The organism is 'Fragaria x ananassa' phyllody phytoplasma (assembly GCF_018274325.1).
In the GTDB taxonomy this organism is placed as follows: Bacteria; Bacillota_I; Bacilli_A; order Acholeplasmatales; family Acholeplasmataceae; genus Phytoplasma.
This window is the reverse complement of the sequence record NZ_JAGVRH010000002.1, coordinates 21,135-38,810: the sequence shown is the minus strand read 5'-3', so window position 1 is coordinate 38,810 and position 17,676 is coordinate 21,135. Positions and strand designations below refer to the sequence as shown.

General features: G+C 27.1%; 10 protein-coding genes. All 10 read left to right on the top strand.

Translation table 11 applies throughout. The annotated features are described in order from the left end of the window. Positions 1 to 23 precede the first annotated feature (23 nt). A complete protein-coding gene (gene rsmA / locus J8J04_RS00825; RefSeq protein ID WP_212330966.1) occupies positions 24 to 863 on the top strand; it encodes a 16S rRNA (adenine(1518)-N(6)/adenine(1519)-N(6))-dimethyltransferase RsmA in 840 nt (279 codons plus the stop codon). 198 nt (positions 864 to 1,061) lie between these two features. Next, the gene (spoVG, locus tag J8J04_RS00820) at positions 1,062 to 1,370 is read left to right on the top strand and encodes a septation regulator SpoVG (protein WP_212330962.1); all 309 of its coding nucleotides are present in this window, start codon (positions 1,062 to 1,064) and stop codon (positions 1,368 to 1,370) included. A gap of 118 nt (positions 1,371 to 1,488) precedes the next feature. Continuing rightward, the gene (locus J8J04_RS00815) at positions 1,489 to 3,471 is read left to right on the top strand and encodes a heavy metal translocating P-type ATPase (protein ID WP_212330959.1); all 1,983 of its coding nucleotides are present in this window, start codon (positions 1,489 to 1,491) and stop codon (positions 3,469 to 3,471) included. A 443-nt stretch (positions 3,472 to 3,914) separates the two neighbouring features. Beyond that, on the top strand, positions 3,915 to 4,856 hold the full coding sequence (gene rsgA, locus J8J04_RS00810) for a ribosome small subunit-dependent GTPase A (RefSeq protein ID WP_212330956.1): 942 nt from the start codon (positions 3,915 to 3,917) through the stop codon (positions 4,854 to 4,856). 149 nt (positions 4,857 to 5,005) lie between these two features. Next, positions 5,006 to 6,097, top strand: coding sequence for a redox-regulated ATPase YchF (gene ychF, locus J8J04_RS00805; RefSeq protein WP_212330953.1), 1,092 nt, complete (start codon positions 5,006 to 5,008; stop codon positions 6,095 to 6,097). Positions 6,098 to 6,290: 193 nt separating this feature from the next. Next, entirely contained in the window at positions 6,291 to 9,014 is a 2,724-nt protein-coding gene (gene ileS, locus J8J04_RS00800) for an isoleucine--tRNA ligase (RefSeq protein WP_212330951.1), read from the top strand. A gap of 10 nt (positions 9,015 to 9,024) precedes the next feature. After that, positions 9,025 to 9,837, top strand: a complete 813-nt coding sequence (locus J8J04_RS00795) for a YitT family protein (protein ID WP_212330949.1) — start codon at positions 9,025 to 9,027, stop codon at positions 9,835 to 9,837. A 186-nt stretch (positions 9,838 to 10,023) separates the two neighbouring features. Further along, on the top strand, positions 10,024 to 12,765 hold the full coding sequence (locus tag J8J04_RS00790; protein ID WP_212330947.1) for a cation-translocating P-type ATPase: 2,742 nt from the start codon (positions 10,024 to 10,026) through the stop codon (positions 12,763 to 12,765). A 1,260-nt stretch (positions 12,766 to 14,025) separates the two neighbouring features. Continuing rightward, positions 14,026 to 14,622, top strand: a complete 597-nt coding sequence (rpsD, locus tag J8J04_RS00785) for a 30S ribosomal protein S4 (protein WP_212330945.1) — start codon at positions 14,026 to 14,028, stop codon at positions 14,620 to 14,622. Positions 14,623 to 14,950: 328 nt separating this feature from the next. Beyond that, the gene (gene mgtA / locus J8J04_RS00780) at positions 14,951 to 17,602 is read left to right on the top strand and encodes a magnesium-translocating P-type ATPase (RefSeq protein WP_212330943.1); all 2,652 of its coding nucleotides are present in this window, start codon (positions 14,951 to 14,953) and stop codon (positions 17,600 to 17,602) included. The last annotated feature ends 74 nt before the right edge of the window (positions 17,603 to 17,676 follow it).

Genomic DNA, 17,676 nt, shown 5'->3' with positions numbered 1-17,676 from the left:
TTTTAAAACATAAGGAAATTTTAATGCAACATCAACTCAAAAAAAAATACGGTCAAAATTTTTTAAAAGATAACAATTTATTAAAATCAATTGTTTCAAAAGCATCTTTAAAAGATAAAAATGTTATCGAAATTGGGCCTGGTAAAGGTGCTTTAACGCAATTCATTATTCCTCAAGCCAAACATATTTTAGCTTATGAAATTGATTTTACTTTAAAACCTTTTTTAGTTTTTCCTGATTCTCATAAAATTGATATTATTTATGAGGATTTTTTAAAAAGAGATTTAACGCTTGATTTTGCTACTTACTTTCCTATATCTTCTCCAGGAACAAAATTTAGTTTAATCAGCAACCTTCCTTATTACATTACCTCACCTATTCTTTTTAAAATTATTGATACACCGCAAATCAATGATGCTACTATGATGATGCAAAAAGAAGTAGGATTGCATTTAATGGCACAACCCAATAATAAAAATTATAATGCTTTATCTGTTATGATTCAATTTTTTTTTGATATTTACAAAGTTAAAGATGTATCAAGATATATGTTTTCCCCTAAACCTAAAGTAGATAGTATTGTGATTAAATTAAAGAGAAAACCAACTCAATTACATTTTGAGTCATTGGCTTTACAACAAGGATTTATTAAGTTTGTGAAAGCTTCTTTTAAACAAAAAAGAAAAATTTTATTAAATAACTTAGCACAACAATTTTCTTTTCCCAAAGAATTAATTATTCTTTTTTTTAAAAAATACAAAATTCCATTAAATATTAGAGCAGAACAAATTATTTTAGAAGAATTTAAAAAAATAACTTTGCAATGGCTGCTTTTTTCCCAACAAACCCAATACAATAAGTAGATAAAATAAATTTAAAAAACCTTTAATTTATTTATTAGCATACTTTCTATAAAAACATTTAAAATTAATGTTAGTTTATGTTAGAATGATAAGTAGTTTAAGAGTTTTTTATTACTATTAAATTATTATAAAACAGGAATATCAATAATAAATGAAAATAAATTCAGAAAATGAAACAAAAATATGGAGGCTTAAGAAATGAAAGTTACCAATGTAAAAATTAGAAAAATTAATGGCGAAAGTAGATTAAGAGGAGTTTCTTCAGTTACTTTTGATGATAGTTTCGTTGTTAATGATATTAGAATTATAGAAGGCGAAAGAGGTATTTTTATTGCTATGCCAAGCAGAAAAACTTCAAAAGGGAATTTCAGAGATATTGCACATCCTGTTAACACTGAAACTCGTCAACTTATTGAAGACTCTATTAAAACTAAATATCAATATTTGTTAGATAATCCAACAGAAGAAGAACACGAACATCATAATTCTGCTTCTTCTCAAAATTAATTATATGCTTAAAAAATTCCATATTTTTTTGGATTTTTTTTTATATACCTTGAATTTTTTAACAAATAAAACCTCTTCAACTCTACAAAAAAGTGATCAATAGAAAGGTGTTATAAATTTGAATTGTTGTAATCATTCTTCTGTTAAACACGAAGAAATAAAAGATAAAAAACCCTTAATTTGTTTTTTGATCGGTATTTTTTTATATGCTTTGTATTCGCTTTTTTCTTATATTTCACCATTTGTTTTACAATTTTATCATAACATTTTAATATCATTTGTGATTTTATTTTTATTAGGTTATCATGTGATTTTAGAAGGTTTTGTAGATACTTGGAAAGATACTTTACAAAAGAAAAAATTTACTCCTAATATTCATATTTTAATGACTTTAGCCGCTTTAGGTTCTTTATGCTTGCAACAATATCATGATGGTATTTTATTAATTTTAATTTTTTCAGGAGCTTCTTTTTTGGAAGAACATGTTGAAACAAAAAGCCAAAAAGAAATTAAAAACCTTTTAAAATTACGTCCTTTAGAAGCACGTTTGTTAAAAAATGATGGTAGTACTGAAATGATTACTTCCGAAATGCTTAAAATAAACGATTCAGTTTTAATTTTACATGGTGATCAAATACCTACTGATGGAATGATTGTTTCTGGTAACCCTAATATTGATGAATCTAATATTACAGGTGAAGGAATTCCTTGTGAAAAAAAACCTGGTGATTTTGTTTATGGGAGCACTATTAATGGTAGTAATACGTTTGTAATGCGCGTAGTTGCAACACATGAAAAAACTATTTTTGCTCAAATTATTCAATTGGTGAATCAAACGAAAAATAATTTTTCTAAAACAGCTACTTTTATTAAAAAAATAGAACCTTTTTATGTAAAAATTGTTATGGCTATAGTTGCTTTAGTTTTAATTACAACAGGAATTATTTACTATAATCAAGCATTTTTTGGTGTATCAGATTTTTCTTATTCGCAGTGGTTTTATAAGACTATGGTGTTTTTAACAGTTTCTTCTCCTTGTGCTTTAGCGGCCGCAGCTGTTCCTTCATCTCTTGCTGCTATTTCTAACTTGGCTAAAAAAGGAGTTTTATTTAAAAATGTGAAAACCTTAGAGATAATTTCAGATATTAAAGTTTTTGCTTGTGACAAAACAGGTACTTTAACAGAAGGAAAACCAGAAGTTACTGATATTTATATTGAACCTCATGTTTCTAGAAATCATTACGATCAATATGTAGATATATTATTGGCTATGGAACAAAAATCAAATCATCCCTTGGCAGCAGCTATTAAAAAATATTTTAATAAAAATTCGCATTTAGCAATTGAAATTACAAATGCAGTTGGGATTGGCTTAGAATCTGTTTACCAAGATAATTATTATCAAATTACCAAAGCAATTGTTTCTTCACAAGTATCACATGATTTATCTGCTAAAACAAAAATATTGTTGTCTCAAGGAAAAACAGTTATTTATTTTGGAGCCAATAAGCAAGTCATGATAGCTTTAGCTTTTTTAGATAAATTGCGTCCTCAAGCTTCTCAACTAATTAATTATTTTAATCAAAAAAAAATTTATACAACGGTTATTACAGGAGATAATCAACAAAGTGCTTCTTTTTTAAAAAAACAATTGCATTTAAAAAATGCTTGGGGCAATAATTTGCCTGTGGATAAAGTTGAAAAAATTAAAGAATTGCAAAAACAATATGGAACTACTATTATGGTAGGTGATGGCATTAATGATGCTCCTGCTTTAACATCTGCTGATGTGGGCATTGCTATGCAAAATGGAACTGATGCTTCTATTGATTTAGCTGATGCTGTTTTAATGAATAATGATTTATCTAAAATTATTTATACTCATAAAATAGCGATTAAATTAAAAAATATCATTTGGCAAAATATTATTTTTGCTATGAGTGTAGTTGTTTTATTGAATTTGATTAATTTAGGTATTTTTAGTTCTTATAACATTCCTCTTCCTCTTGCGGTAGCTTGTCATGAAGGAAGCACTTTAATAGTTATTTTAAATGGGTTAAGACTTTTAAAAACACAAAAAGATTTGCCTGTTAAAAAATGATAAAAATTGATATATAAAATGGAAAAAGACCTTATGAAAAGGTCTTTTTTGTTTTTGTAGCAATATTTCATTTAATTTTACTATATAATATTAATTTGTTCTCCCTTTTTTTATCAAAAAAAACTATACATATAAAATTAATAACAAAACTAAATAAAAAAAAATATTTTACTGGATATGGACTAAAGTTTTGCTTCTGGTAAATATATGTTTTTTTGAACCAAAAGAAATAACTTTTACTATTTAATTATTTTTTTTGCATGTTAATAAAATATTCTTATATGTTATAATAATATTAATTAGTGTTTTTTTGAAATTGTTTCAAATGAGCTATCAAAACTTTATTATTTTTTTTGTTAGTTGTTATGGGTTAGCGATTAACAAAATAGCGAAATATAAATAATTGGTATTATTGGTAATAAAAGAAAAAAAGGAGATGTGGTTTGAGAAAAGCTTTAGTGATTAGATTTTTAGCTGGTGTTTATGATCTTCAAGATTTAGAAAGTAAAATTTTTTTACAAGCTATAAAAAGAGGTACCTTAAAAGGGCTTGATTCGAATCTTGATGTTAATAAAAAAAATAAAATTAATGATAAATCCAAGCATTTAATTATTAAGGTGGGCGACATTGTGGGTTATCAATTGTGTTATGATAAATATTTAATTGATGCTGTTTTTTTGCGAAAAAATGAATTACAGAGACCTAATATTACCAACATTAATCAAGTATTATTGGTTTTTTCTTTGATTAGACCTCATTTTCAAACGCTTTTGTTAGATAAATTTTTATTAATTTTAAAGAAACAAAAATTAGATTTAGTTTTAGTATTTTCTAAAATTGATTTGCTTGAAAGCAATGATTTGGAAAATATTAAACAACAAATTGTGTATTATGAAAAATTTTATCCTTGTTATTTTGTGAACAGCAAACAACAAATTGGGATTGATGTTTTAAAGGATATTTTTGCTAATAAAATTACTGTTTTAGCAGGACAAACAGGAGTTGGCAAATCTACCTTGTTAAAATCATTAATTCCTGATGCACATTTAAAAACACAAGAAATTTCAGAAAGTTTAGGTAGAGGTAAGCATACTACTAAAAATGCTCAATTATATGAATTTAATCATGGTTTTATTGCTGATACTCCTGGTTTTTCGAAGTTAGATTTAAATGATTTTACTTATGGTGATTTAAAGGATTTTTATCCTGATTTTTTATGTTATGTGAATGATTGTTTTTTTGGTAATAATTGTTTGCATTTGCAAGAAGATAAATGTGGTGTTAAGCAAGCTTTGGAAAAAAGCGACCTTCCCCTTTGGAGATATCAAAATTATATTTATTTTATGGCTGAAATTAAAAAAACAAAAAAAAGTTATCTAAGATAGATCAAAGATAGTAAATATTAATTATAATATTATTTTTTAATTACTATTGTTGTGTGGGATTTAGATTTAATTACAACAATAAACCTCTCTCATCAAAAACAACAAACAAAACTAAAAATAAAGGAATAAAGGTGTGTAGGAATTACAAAATGAAAATAGGAATTATTGGGTTACCTAATGTAGGGAAATCAACTTTATTTAATGCTTTAACCAAAATGCAAGTTTTAGAAGCTAATTATCCTTTTGCTACTATTGAACCTAATGTAGGAGTTGTGGAAGTTCGGGATCCTCGTTTACAAACTTTAGCTCAAATTTTTCAATCGCAAAAAATTATTGCTACTTTAATCGAGTTTCGTGATATTGCAGGTTTAGTAGCTGGTGCGTCTCAAGGAGAAGGGTTAGGTAATCAATTTTTAAGTCATATTCGCAGTGTTGATGCTATTTGTCACGTTGTTAAATGTTTTCAAGATCCTAATATTGCTCACGTTATGACGAAAAGCGATCCTTTAGAAGAAATTAAGATTATTGAAACCGAATTAGCTTTATCTGATTTAGATCAAATTGAGAAACGTTTACAAAAATTAATGAATCAAAAAAAGAAAGGTGATAAAGAGTTATTATTCGAAGAAACTGTTTTAATTAAAATTAAATATCATTTAATTAATCAAACTTTAAAGGATTTGAGTTTAGATGTTAAAGAAATGAAAATGGTTAAAAATTTTAATTTATTGTGTTTAAAACCTTCGCTTTATTTAGCTAATGTCAAAGAAAATGAATTAGCCAATATTAAAAATAATCAACTTTATCAACAAGTATTGTTACATGCCGCGAAAGAAGGTAAAACTATTGTTCCTATGTGTGTGCAATTGGAAAAAGAGTTGTCGAGCTTATCTGAGGAAGAAAGACAACTCTTTTTAAAAGATTATGGTTTAACCCAAACTGCATTAAATCAATTGATTCAAGTTAGTTATCAACTTTTAGGGTTGCAAACTTATTTTACAGCAGGTCCTAAAGAAGTACATGCTTGGTCTTTTCAAAAAGGATTTAAAGCCCCTGAATGTGCTAGAATTATTCATACAGATTTGCAAAAAGGTTTTATTAAAGCTGAAGTAGTTGCTTATCAGGATTTAGTAGAAGCTCAAACTTTTCAAAAAAGTAAAGAAAAAGGCAAAGTGAGAATCGAAGGAAAAGAATATCAAGTGCAAGATGGCGATATTATTATTTTTAAGTTTAATGTGTAAAAGTGCGTTGCCACACATGTTAATAATTCAGATATCAAACTTTGTTTTCGCTTTTAAATTTAATTTTGCTGATGTCACACATAATAATTATTTTTTAATAAGATAGTTTTTAGTTTTTGGATGGCATTTAAATGGTTATGTTATAATAGTCATCATATAGACACAATAAATATTAAGGAAACAAGTTAAGATTATGAAAAATTATAAAAATACTCTTTTAATGCCACAAACAGATTTTCCTATGAAAGGTAATTTGGGTAAAAATGAAATTAATATTCAACAAAAGTGGCATCAACAAAAGTTATATCAAAAAAAATTAAAGCAAAATCAAGGTGCTCCGATGTTTATGTTGCATGATGGTCCTCCTTATGCTAATGGAAACCTTCATATTGGACACGCTTTAAATAAAATCTTAAAAGATTTTATCGTTCGTTTTCATAGTATGAAGGGTTTTTACACCCCTTATATTCCAGGATGGGATACTCATGGGCTTCCTATTGAAGCAGCGGTTCTTAAAAAGGATAAAACTAAGTATTTATCTAGTCGTCAAAAACTTTTGGAAAAATGTCAAGCGTTTGCTTTAGAAAATGTGACTAATCAAAAAAAACAATTTCAAAGATTAGGAGTCTTAGGAGATTGGGATAATCCTTATTTGACCTTAGACTCTAAGTTTATATCGGATCAAGTGAGGATTTTTGGAAAAATGGTGGCTGAAGGAGTTGTTTTTAGAGCTCTTAAACCTATTCATTGGTCGCCTACTTTAGAATCGGCTTTAGCTGAAGCAGAATTAGAATATCATGAGCACCAATCTCCCTCCATTTATGTCGCTTTTCCTATGACTGTTGCCTCAGATAGTTTGTTTCAAAATGCTTGTGCAATTATTTGGACTACTACTCCTTGGACTCTGATAGCTAATAAAGCTATAGCGGTGCATCCTCATCAAAAATATCAATTAATAGATGTTTTGAACAAACGATATTTAGTTGGTAAAAATGCTCTTCCTCAATTAAAAAAAACTTTAGCTTGGGATGATGTAGCAATTAAAATTATTAAGACTTATCAAGGAAAAGAAATAGAATATTTAACATATCGTAATCCTTTAGTAGTTACAACTGGATTTTTCATTTTATCAGAACATGTTTTAGATAATGAAGGAACTGGGTTGGTTCATATTGCTCCTGGTCATGGTTTAGAAGATTTTATTGTTGGTCAAAAATATCATTTAGAAGTTGTTTGTAGCATTGATAAAAAGGGATTAATGAGTGTTTGTGCAGGGAAATATCAAGGTTTATTTTACACCAAGGCCAATGATGTTATTATTGCTGATTTATCAGAAAATGATTATTTATTAAAAGCTGATGTGATTACACATTCTCATCCTTGTGATTGGCGTACTAAAAAACCAGTGATTTCCTTAGCACTTTCGCAGTGGTTTGTTTCTCTTAAAAAAATTAAAACTAATTTATTAAAAGCAATTCAACAAGTTAAATGGGTGCCTAAATGGGGTAATTTAAAAATGACTAATATGATGCAAGAACGTGAAGATTGGAATATTAGTCGTCAAAGAATTTGGGGAGTTCCTATTGCTATTTTTTATGCTGAAAACGAAGAACCTATTTTAGATTTGGCAGTTACTAATCATGTGGCTAATTTATTTGAACAACATGGTAGTGAAATTTGGTATGAATGGGATTGTCAGCAACTTTTACCTTCTAATTATCAACACCCCAATAGTCCTAATGGTATTTTTACTAAAGAACTTGATATTATGGATGTTTGGTTTGATTCAGGGACTTCTTATAGTGTGATTAAACGCAGATATCAAAATGATGTTAGTTCCCTTTATTTGGAAGGCAATGATCAACATCGTGGTTGGTTTAATTCTTCTTTGATTACTTCTGTTGCTGCTTTCCAAAAATCCCCTTATCACACTGTTATTACTCATGGTTTTGTTTTAGATGGCAAGGGTCAAAAAATGAGTAAATCCCTAGGAAATATTATTGATCCTTTAACTATCGCTTCTCAAAAAGGTGCTGACATTATTAGGTTATGGGTAGCTAATACTAATTATAATTTTGATGTTCGTATTAATAATGCTATTTTGAATCAAGTAGAAGATATGTATCGTAAAATTAGAAATACCTTGCGTTTTATGATTGGTAATTTAGCTCGCTTTGATAAAACTAAGCATTATTTAAGTTGGGATAAACGTAAACCTATTCATCAAGCTGTGATTCTTGATTGGGAAGAAATTGTAGCCAAAATAATTCATTCTTATCAAGTTTATGATTTTGAAGTGATTATAAGGAATCTTTTCCCTTTTATTACCAATAAAATTAGTGCTTTTTATTTTGATTTTATTAAAGATATTTTATATCTTGAAAAAGAGGAACATTTAGAACGCCAAATGGTTCAATCAACTATTTATGATTTATTATTAGGTTTTTTACAAGTATTAACTCCTATTATTCCACATACTACGTCTGAAGCTTATAGTTTTTGTCCTTTTTTTGATCAGGAAGATGTTTATTTAGAGTCGATGCCACAATTACATCATTATGAAGGCAAACACCTTTTAGTCGAATATTATCATTTTTTAACATTGAGAAAAAACGTTTTACAAGTTTTAGAAAAAACAAGACAAAGTAAAATTATTAATTCCTCCCTGCAAGCGCATCTTTATTTAGAATTAACAAAAGAACAACTTTATGCTTGTGATGTGTTGCAAATCAAAGAACAGTTACACCAACTGTTTATTGTTTCCAAAGTGACTTTAGTATCAAAAGATGTTTTGGGAATTAAAGTTGAAAAAGCAAGTGGATATCCATGTCAAAGATGTTGGAATGTAGTTCTTGCCCATAGTAATCAAAATTTATGTCTTCGTTGCTATAATATTTTAAACCTTCAAGAAATGTAAGGTGAATGGGATGAAAAACAACAATATCAACATTAATCATGGTATCAACCATAAGAAACTAAACTTAAATCCAAGCAAAATCCAATATGGCGCAGAATTAAAAAAATTACTAATTGTTTTTATGGCCTTAATAGGTTATGATTTTATTTCTGTTTGGGCTATTAATTGTACTGGAGGACCAAGTGGTAATGAAGGGTATAAAACCGATCTTTATCTTGGTGGTATTCATGGTTTAGGTGATTTAATTGGTAAAATATTAGATAAAATGGGTGTTTTGCCTTATGCTCAGATTACTAATTTTGGGATGATTTTTTATTTGGTTGTTAACATTGTTTTTTTATGGTTTATTTCTTATCGTTATTTAGATTTATATTTTACCGTTACCACTGCTTTAGCATTTGTATTTTTACCTTTCATGGGGATGTTACTTCACACAGCTGTTAAAGATGGTTTTTTACAACGTAGTGAACGTTTTTTTGGTCTTTTTACTGCAGAAGCTGGTTTTGTTTCTGATTTTTCACGAGCTATTTTTGCTGGTTTTTTTATTGGGATTTTTTATGCCATCCCTATTAAATTAAGATCTTCTACTGGTGGCATCGATATTATTGGTAAATACTTATGGGTTTATAAGAAAAAAAACATCGCTGTTACTATTGAAGTGTTTGAATATGTTTTAGTTTTAATAGGTTTTATTGCTAACCTTTTTTTAGAGGATATTTCAAATGAAACTTGGAAACTTTTATTATCACTTTTATATGCTTTTGTTAGAATTAAATTAACTTGTTTTATGATAAACATAATTACTACTAAAAGCGAACAATAAAAATGATTTATTAAAACTATGCCAAACTGGTTTGTAACAGTTTGGTTTTTGATCTTTTTTTGCGCTTGAAAAAACATTTGTAAAGATAAAAGTGTGATCATGAGTATATCAAATTAGAACTAAGTCAATTGATTTTTCGTGATATGCATTTGCATTTATATTTTAATTAAATAAAAGGATTTTTTAATGAACAAAATATTTAGTCAAAAAACTCCTGAACAATTACTCAAAATTTTTAAAACTGATTTTACTAAAGGACTTGCGTCTCAAGAAGCCTTGCAAAGATTAACTATTTATGGCAATAATCAAATTAATACTTTAATTCAAGAAACTTTTTATCAAAAATTAAAAAAACAATTTCAAGATTTTTTAGTTATTATTTTGTTAATAGCAGCAGCCATTAATTTAATAATTGGTATTTGGCAAAATAAACATGAAGAAATTTATGAAGCATGTTTTATTTTGTTAATTGTGTTAGGTAATGCTTTATTAAGCATATATTATGAAAATAAAACCCAACAAGCATTGTTTTTTGTTGAAAAAAAAGTAGCTCTTAGGATTAAAGTTATTAGAGATAATAAACATCTTTTAATTCCTATGGTGAATTTAGTTCCAGGAGATATTGTTATTTTAGAAACAGGTGATTTGGTTTCTGCTGATATGCGTCTTTTGGAAAGTTTTAATTTAACTGTGGACGAATCTCTTTTTACAGGAGAATCGCAAGCTATTTTAAAAAAAGATCTTACTTTGCCTCAAAATAAAAATATAGCTGATTTGTCATTTGTAAATATGATTTTTATGAATACTGTTGTTTTAAAAGGAAGAGGCAAAGGACTAGTAGTTGCTACTGGGATGAAAACTGAAATTGGTAAAATTAACACTTTTATTGCTAAACCTCAAATTAATAAAACTCCTTTAGAACAAAAATTAACTAAATTAATCAAAACTCTAACTTTATTAATATCTATGATCATTATTTTGAATGCTTTGATTGTTTTGTTGAAAAAAACTGGGTTTGGTTTTCTGCAATGGGATGTTTTACAAAGTATTTTTTTAGATTCGCTTGCTTTAGCAGTTGCTGCTATTCCTGAAGGTTTGCTAATTATTATGACTTTAATTTTGGCTTTAGGAATGAAGAAACTAACTGTTTTAAACGTAATTGTCAAAAATTTAAAAACCTTGGAAACTTTAGGCGCTGTTAATGTTATTTGCACTGATAAAACAGGTACTTTAACACAAAATAAGATGACTGTTAAACAAATTATTGCTGCTGATGTGTTAGTTAATATACTTCCTTTATCTCATTCCTTTTCTCTTAATCCTAATAGATTGATGTTAGAAAAATTAATGCTTTTTGGTGTTTTATGCAATGATGCTTTAATTAGTTTCAAACCAAATCAAAAGTTATTAGAAGTTTTTGCTGATCCTACTGAAAAAGCTTTGATTAATTTAGCTTTATTTTATCAAATGGATGTGTTAACTTGGAAAAAAGAATATGTGCGTTTAGGTGAAATTCCTTTTGATCCTCAAAGAAAATTAATGACTACTTTTAATCATAATATGGTCGAAAACACTATTTATCAAATTACTAAAGGGGCTCCTGAAGTTTTATTAAAAAGAAGTCATCAAGTTATTTATCAAGGTCGCATTATTTCTAAAGATGACAGAATTAATCATATTTTAGAAAAACAAATTAGTCAATTAACTAATCAATCTTTAAGAGTTTTGGGGATAGCTTATAGCGTTTTACCTTTTGATCTTGGTTTTAAAGTTGATCAAGTATTGCAACCAGAGGATAATCTTATTTTTGTAGGAGCGGTAGCTTTAGAAGATCCTATTCGTCCTGAGGTTTTTCAAGCCATTGCCAAATGCCAAGCAGCTTATGTGACTCCTGTTATAATTACAGGTGATCATCTTCAAACAGCTATTGGGATTGCTCAAAAATTAAATATTTTAGCTACTCGTGATGATTTAGCAATTACAGGGGAAACCTTGAATCATCTGTCAGAAGCAGAATTTTTGGATAAGTTAGAATATATTAAAGTTTATGCACGTACTAATCCTCAACATAAGTTAAAAATAGTAAAAGCATGGCAAAAAAAAGGGTTTGTGGTGTCAATGACAGGTGATGGTGTGAATGATGCTTTAAGTATTAAACAGGCTAATATTGGTATTGCTATGGGAATTACTGGGACTCATGTTGCTAAAATGGCATCTGATATGATCTTAACAAATGATAATTTTGCTACTATTGTGAAAGCTTTAGAAGAAGGACGTAATATTTTTAATAATATTAAAAAAAGTTTAGTTTTTCTTTTAAGTTGTAATGTGGGCGAAATCATGTTAATTTTACTTAGTAATTTATTTGGTAGTTATTGGTTGAATGGGGATTTTAAAATTTTAACAGCTTTTCAAATTCTTTGGATTAATTTAGTGACAGATTCTCTAGTTGCAATGGCTTTAGGGTTGGAACCACAAGAACAAAACTTAATGTCTCAAAAACCACGTCAGATTAATGAAAATCTTTTAAATAAAAGTATTTATTATAAAATTATGTTTGAAGGTTGCTTAATTGCTTCATTAGCTTTTTCAGCTGCTTTGGTTGGTTATTATTGGCACGGATACAATTATCAATATGCCCAAACTTTTGCTTTTATGGTGCTTGCTATTTCTCAATTAATTCATGTTTGGAATTTACGTAGTTTTAAGGTGTCTATGTTTAAATTAACACCCAATCTTGCTTTAAGAAAAGCCTTTGTTATTAGTTTGTTGTTGCAATTAATGATTATTTTAATTCCTGCTATTAGGTCACTTTTTAAATTAATGCCTTTATCAAGTATTGATTATTTGATTATTTTCTTTTTTTCTTTGTGTCCTTTAATTGTAGTTGAAATATATAAAAAAATAATGACAAAAATTTGTGTTTAATTGATGATTTTTATTTATATAAATTAATGATATAAATAATTATATTAATTGATAAAATTTGATTTTTATAAAATGGGATATGAAATTAAATAACGATATTAAAAAAACAAGTTAAACCATTGATGTTCATAAAACAAACAGTTTAATTTTTTTTGTTATTTTTTTAAATGTAATGTTAAATCAAATTTTTCATTTTTTTGAGATGTTAAATTTTTTATTTTTTCTTGTAATTGTGTTTTTTTTGCATTAAACTTATAATTTGATTTGTGTTTTGTTTAAAAATAATGCCACCATTATAAACAATCATAAAGAAATAAGTATTTAGCGCGCTAACCTAATAAAGAGATTATACTTATAAGTGTTAATGCACCTATTTGCACACCATTTAATCCAAAAGGGTTTTTGTGAATAAAGTTTGTTGTTGTTAATGCATTCCTTGCATAATCAATTGATGTCTCCTTATATTGATTTTTAATATAATATTAATTATTAATTAATTTTTGTTTAATTTTATTTTTGATAAGCTAATAATTTACTGTTATCTGCATCTTTTTCTAATTGTTTTAAATATTTGCTGTAATTACATAATTTCAGATATAAGTTGATGTTTTTTCATATTTTGTATTTTACATATCTCTATTATAAGCAAAAGTTTTTAACAAAGGATACATCAAGATATAAACTAATTCCTATAAAGTTAGAAAAACTATAAGAATGAATACTGTTATGGCAACATTACTTAATTTACATATATAAATTTTTTCTCGAAGAACTTTATTTTAATCATTATACATTTTTAATTTTTCACTTTTTTTCTTTTTTATTTAAATAGTAATTTTTGCTCCTTTATGAGATTGAAAAACAATTATTAATTATATAATTATACATTAAAAAATATTATCAATAATAATTGGCATTATTAAATCAAGAATAATTATGAAAGAACTGATATTTTTTTATATGATATGTCAATGATATTTATTGATACAATATATTAAATTTACGCACTCTCTTGAATAACAAAAACATATTAAACGACTTTATTATAAGAAAATGCAATAAAAACTTGACTATTGCTCTCTTTTTTTATAAAATATTAGTGATGGTAAAACAGTGATAGCTAAAATTATTAAAATAATCCTTGGTCTTTAAGAGACTTTTCTAAGTAATTCTTTGCTGTTTGAGAAGGAAAGGAAAGCAGGTGATTGTTAATGATTGAAGTTATGCAACTTTATCTTAATAAAAGGAGAGTTAAAACTAATGTCAAGATATACAGGTTCACTTTGGAAAATTTCAAGACGTCTTAATTATTCTGTGACAGAAACCGGAAAAGAATTACGTAAAAGAGTTTATGCGCCGGGACAACACGGTCAAAAGCGTTCTAAATTAAGTGATTATGGGTTACAATTACAAGAAAAGCAAAAATTACGTTTTACTTATGGTGTTTCAGAAAAGCAATTTCGTAAAATTTTTGAAAACGCTAGTAAATTAAAAGGTATTCATGGTGAAATGTTTTTAATGTTGTTAGAATCACGCCTTGATAATGTGGTTTATCGTTTAGGTTTTGCCAAAACTCGAGCACAAGCAAGACAGTTGGTTAATCATGGCCATATTTTAGTTAATGGTAAAAAAACTGATATCGCTTCTTATCGTTTGAAACCAGGAGAAACTATTACTTTAAGAGAAAAATCAAAAAATTTAAAGATTGTTGAAGAAGCTTTGAAAAGTAAATTTGTTCGTTTGGATTATGTTTCTTTAGATAAACAATTAGTTGGCAAATATGTTAGATATCCTCAAAGAAATGAATTTTTGTCTGAAATTAATGAACAATTAATAGTCGAATATTATAATAGATAATTTAAACACCCTTTGGAATAGGGTGTTTTTTGTGTAATGATTTTTTTACTACTCCACAAAACAACTTTATTAAATTCATCCATATACATATTATATTTTAAAGTTTCTTCCATTCCATTATTTTATTATTTTTACAATCAGAAACTTAGAAACAAGGAGAAACATTTGTTTTAGGGGGTTACTCAAATGGTAGTAAAATATTTTTTACTCTTTTTTTAATCACTTTACTGCTTCGCCTTTTTTCAAAAAAAACGTCATTTATATGATTTCGTTTTGATTTCAGTTTTGTTATATTTTTAACAAATCTAAAAAAGGATTATTTATTATTATGAAAAAAAATAATTTTTCACGTGAAGAAACAATTAATTTTCTTCAAAAAATAAGTCATCAAAGTGCAGAAATAACTTTGCAAACTTTGTTCTCTTCTTCTAAAGGCTTAGATCATGTCACAGTTTCTTTGCAAAGAAATTTATGTGGCCTTAATGTTTTATCAGAGGAGAATAAATATAATTGTTTTAAAAAAATATTGCAATTGACTTTTTCTCCCTTTAATATTGTTTTATTAATTTTAATGGTAGCCTCTTTGATTAATGATGTCATCATGCCTTCTCAATCAGAAGAAAAAAGTTTTACCACCATTATTATTACTGCAATTATGTTTTTTAGTTCTTTGGTTGTCCAATTGACTCAAGAAAATAAATATTTAAAAATTATGTCACAGTTAAAACAATTAGTTCAAAACACAACCGCTGTGAAACGAAATGGTCAAAAACAAGAAATTCCTTTAGAAGAAGTGGTTCCTGGAGATATTGTTCTTTTGGCTGCAGGTGATATTATTCCTGCTGATATGAAATTGCTTGAAACTAAGGATTTTTTTGTTAAAACTACTACTTTTACTGGTGAATCAGATCCTATTGAAAAAAAAGCTCAATCGCAAAGTCGATATGATGATATCTTAGAAGATCAAAGATTAGTTTTGGCAGGAACGACAGTTATTTCTGGTTATGCAACAGGTATTGTTGTTTTAACTGGTAAAAATACTTATTTAGGGCATATTAGTAAAACTATTAATCAAAAAAAAGAGCTTTCTCATTTAGATACTAATTTAAATGCTATTTCTAAATTATTGATTGTATGTATTGTTCTAATGGCACCCTTAGTTTTTTTATTGAATTTTTGTAAGAATTCGGTGAATTCATCGCTTTTACAATCTATCTTATTTACTTTAACGATTGCTTTTGGATTAACTCCTAAAATGCTTCCTTTAATTATTGCTACTTCTTTTTCCAAGGGTATCGTCTCTTTATCTAAAAGAAAAGTGATTGTTAAAAATTTAAATGCTATTTCTAGTTTTGGAGCTATGAATGTTTTATTTACCGATAAAACAGGAACTTTAACTCAAGATCAAGTTTTTTTAGAAGATTTTTTAGATTTAAGTGGAACTAGGAATTTGCGTATTTTAAGACATGCTTATTTAAATAGTTTTTTTCAAACAGGATTGAAAAGTTTAATTGATGAAGCAATTGTTACTAAAATGGGTAATTATGAAACTCATCAAACTTCTTTGCAAAATCTTTCTCAACGATTTGTTAAAGTTGATGAAATACCTTTTGATTTTACTAGAAGAAGAATGAGTGTGGTTATTGAGGATCAATCTCACAAACAACAAATGATTACTAAAGGTGCTATTGAAGAGATTCTTGGTGTTTGTGATTTTTTAGAATCAGAAGGAACTATTAAACCTTTAACTAAAACAGAGAAACAATTAGTTTTAGAACAAACAACACTTTATAATCAAAAAGGATTACGTGTGGTAGGAGTAGCTCAAAAACAAATTATTCCTAATAAAACTCCTATTGAAGAGCAACAAATGGTGTTAATTGGATTATTAACTTTTTTAGATTCCATCAAACCTGGCTCTACCCACGCTATTGCTTTATTGCGTCAAAAAGGGATTGTTGTTAAAATTTTAACAGGTGATAATGAAATCTTAACTAAAGCAATTGCTCAAAAATTAAATATTGACACTACTTATTGTTTGCAAGGGCATATTGTTGATCAACTTAGTGATGAATCGTTATATGAACAAGCTCAAAAAACTCATTTATTTATTAAATTGTCGCCGGAGCAAAAAGCTAGGATTGTTGGTTTTTTTCAACAAAAAGGTAAAGTTGTTGGTTTTATGGGTGATGGCATTAATGATGCTTTGGCTATGAAAAAAGCAGATTTAGGTATTTGTGTTGATACTGGTGCTGAAATTACTAAGGAAATAGCTGATATTATTCTTTTAGAAAAACAATTAAATGTGTTAGAAAAAGGAGTAACAGAAGGTCGTAAAACTTATACTAATGCTATTAAATATATTAAATTTACTTTATCTGCTAATTTTGGTAATTGTTTAAGTATTTTGTTAGCTAGTTGTTTTTTACCTTTTCAACCGATGTTAGTTTTACAAATTTTATTTTTAGATTTAGTTTATGATTTGATTTGTTTTTCAATGCCTTTTGATAATGTAGAATCGATTTATTTAAAAAAACCACGTAAATTTGATTTTAAAAATATTAAAAATTTTATGTTGTGGTTTGGTTTCTTTTCCTTTTTAATCGATTTGTTATTTTTAATAGGGTTAACGTGTATCTTTAAAGCCCCTGAATCTTTATTTCAAACTAGTTGGTTTATTTTTTCTATGTGGTCGCAAACATTAACCCTTTTTTTATTGAGAACTGATCATATTTTCCCTAAAAAAGGGCCTCATAATCTTCCTTCTTTTTGGATTATTCTTTGTTCTGTGATAGGTTTGATTATTGCTACTATATCTCCTTGTGTCCCTTTAATTGCTAAACCTTTGAAGTTAGATAAAAACATTTTTAGTTCTCATCAAAACATTTGCTTTTTTTTAATTTTACTATTAATCTTTTATGCTTTTGTGATGCTTTGGGCTAAAAAACTCTTTATTAAAAAAAATAAACAATTATTATAATATTTGATATTGGATTGTTAATTGTGAATGTATCTTGTCACCCCTTCCTTCCTATTTCTTGACACCTCAAATAT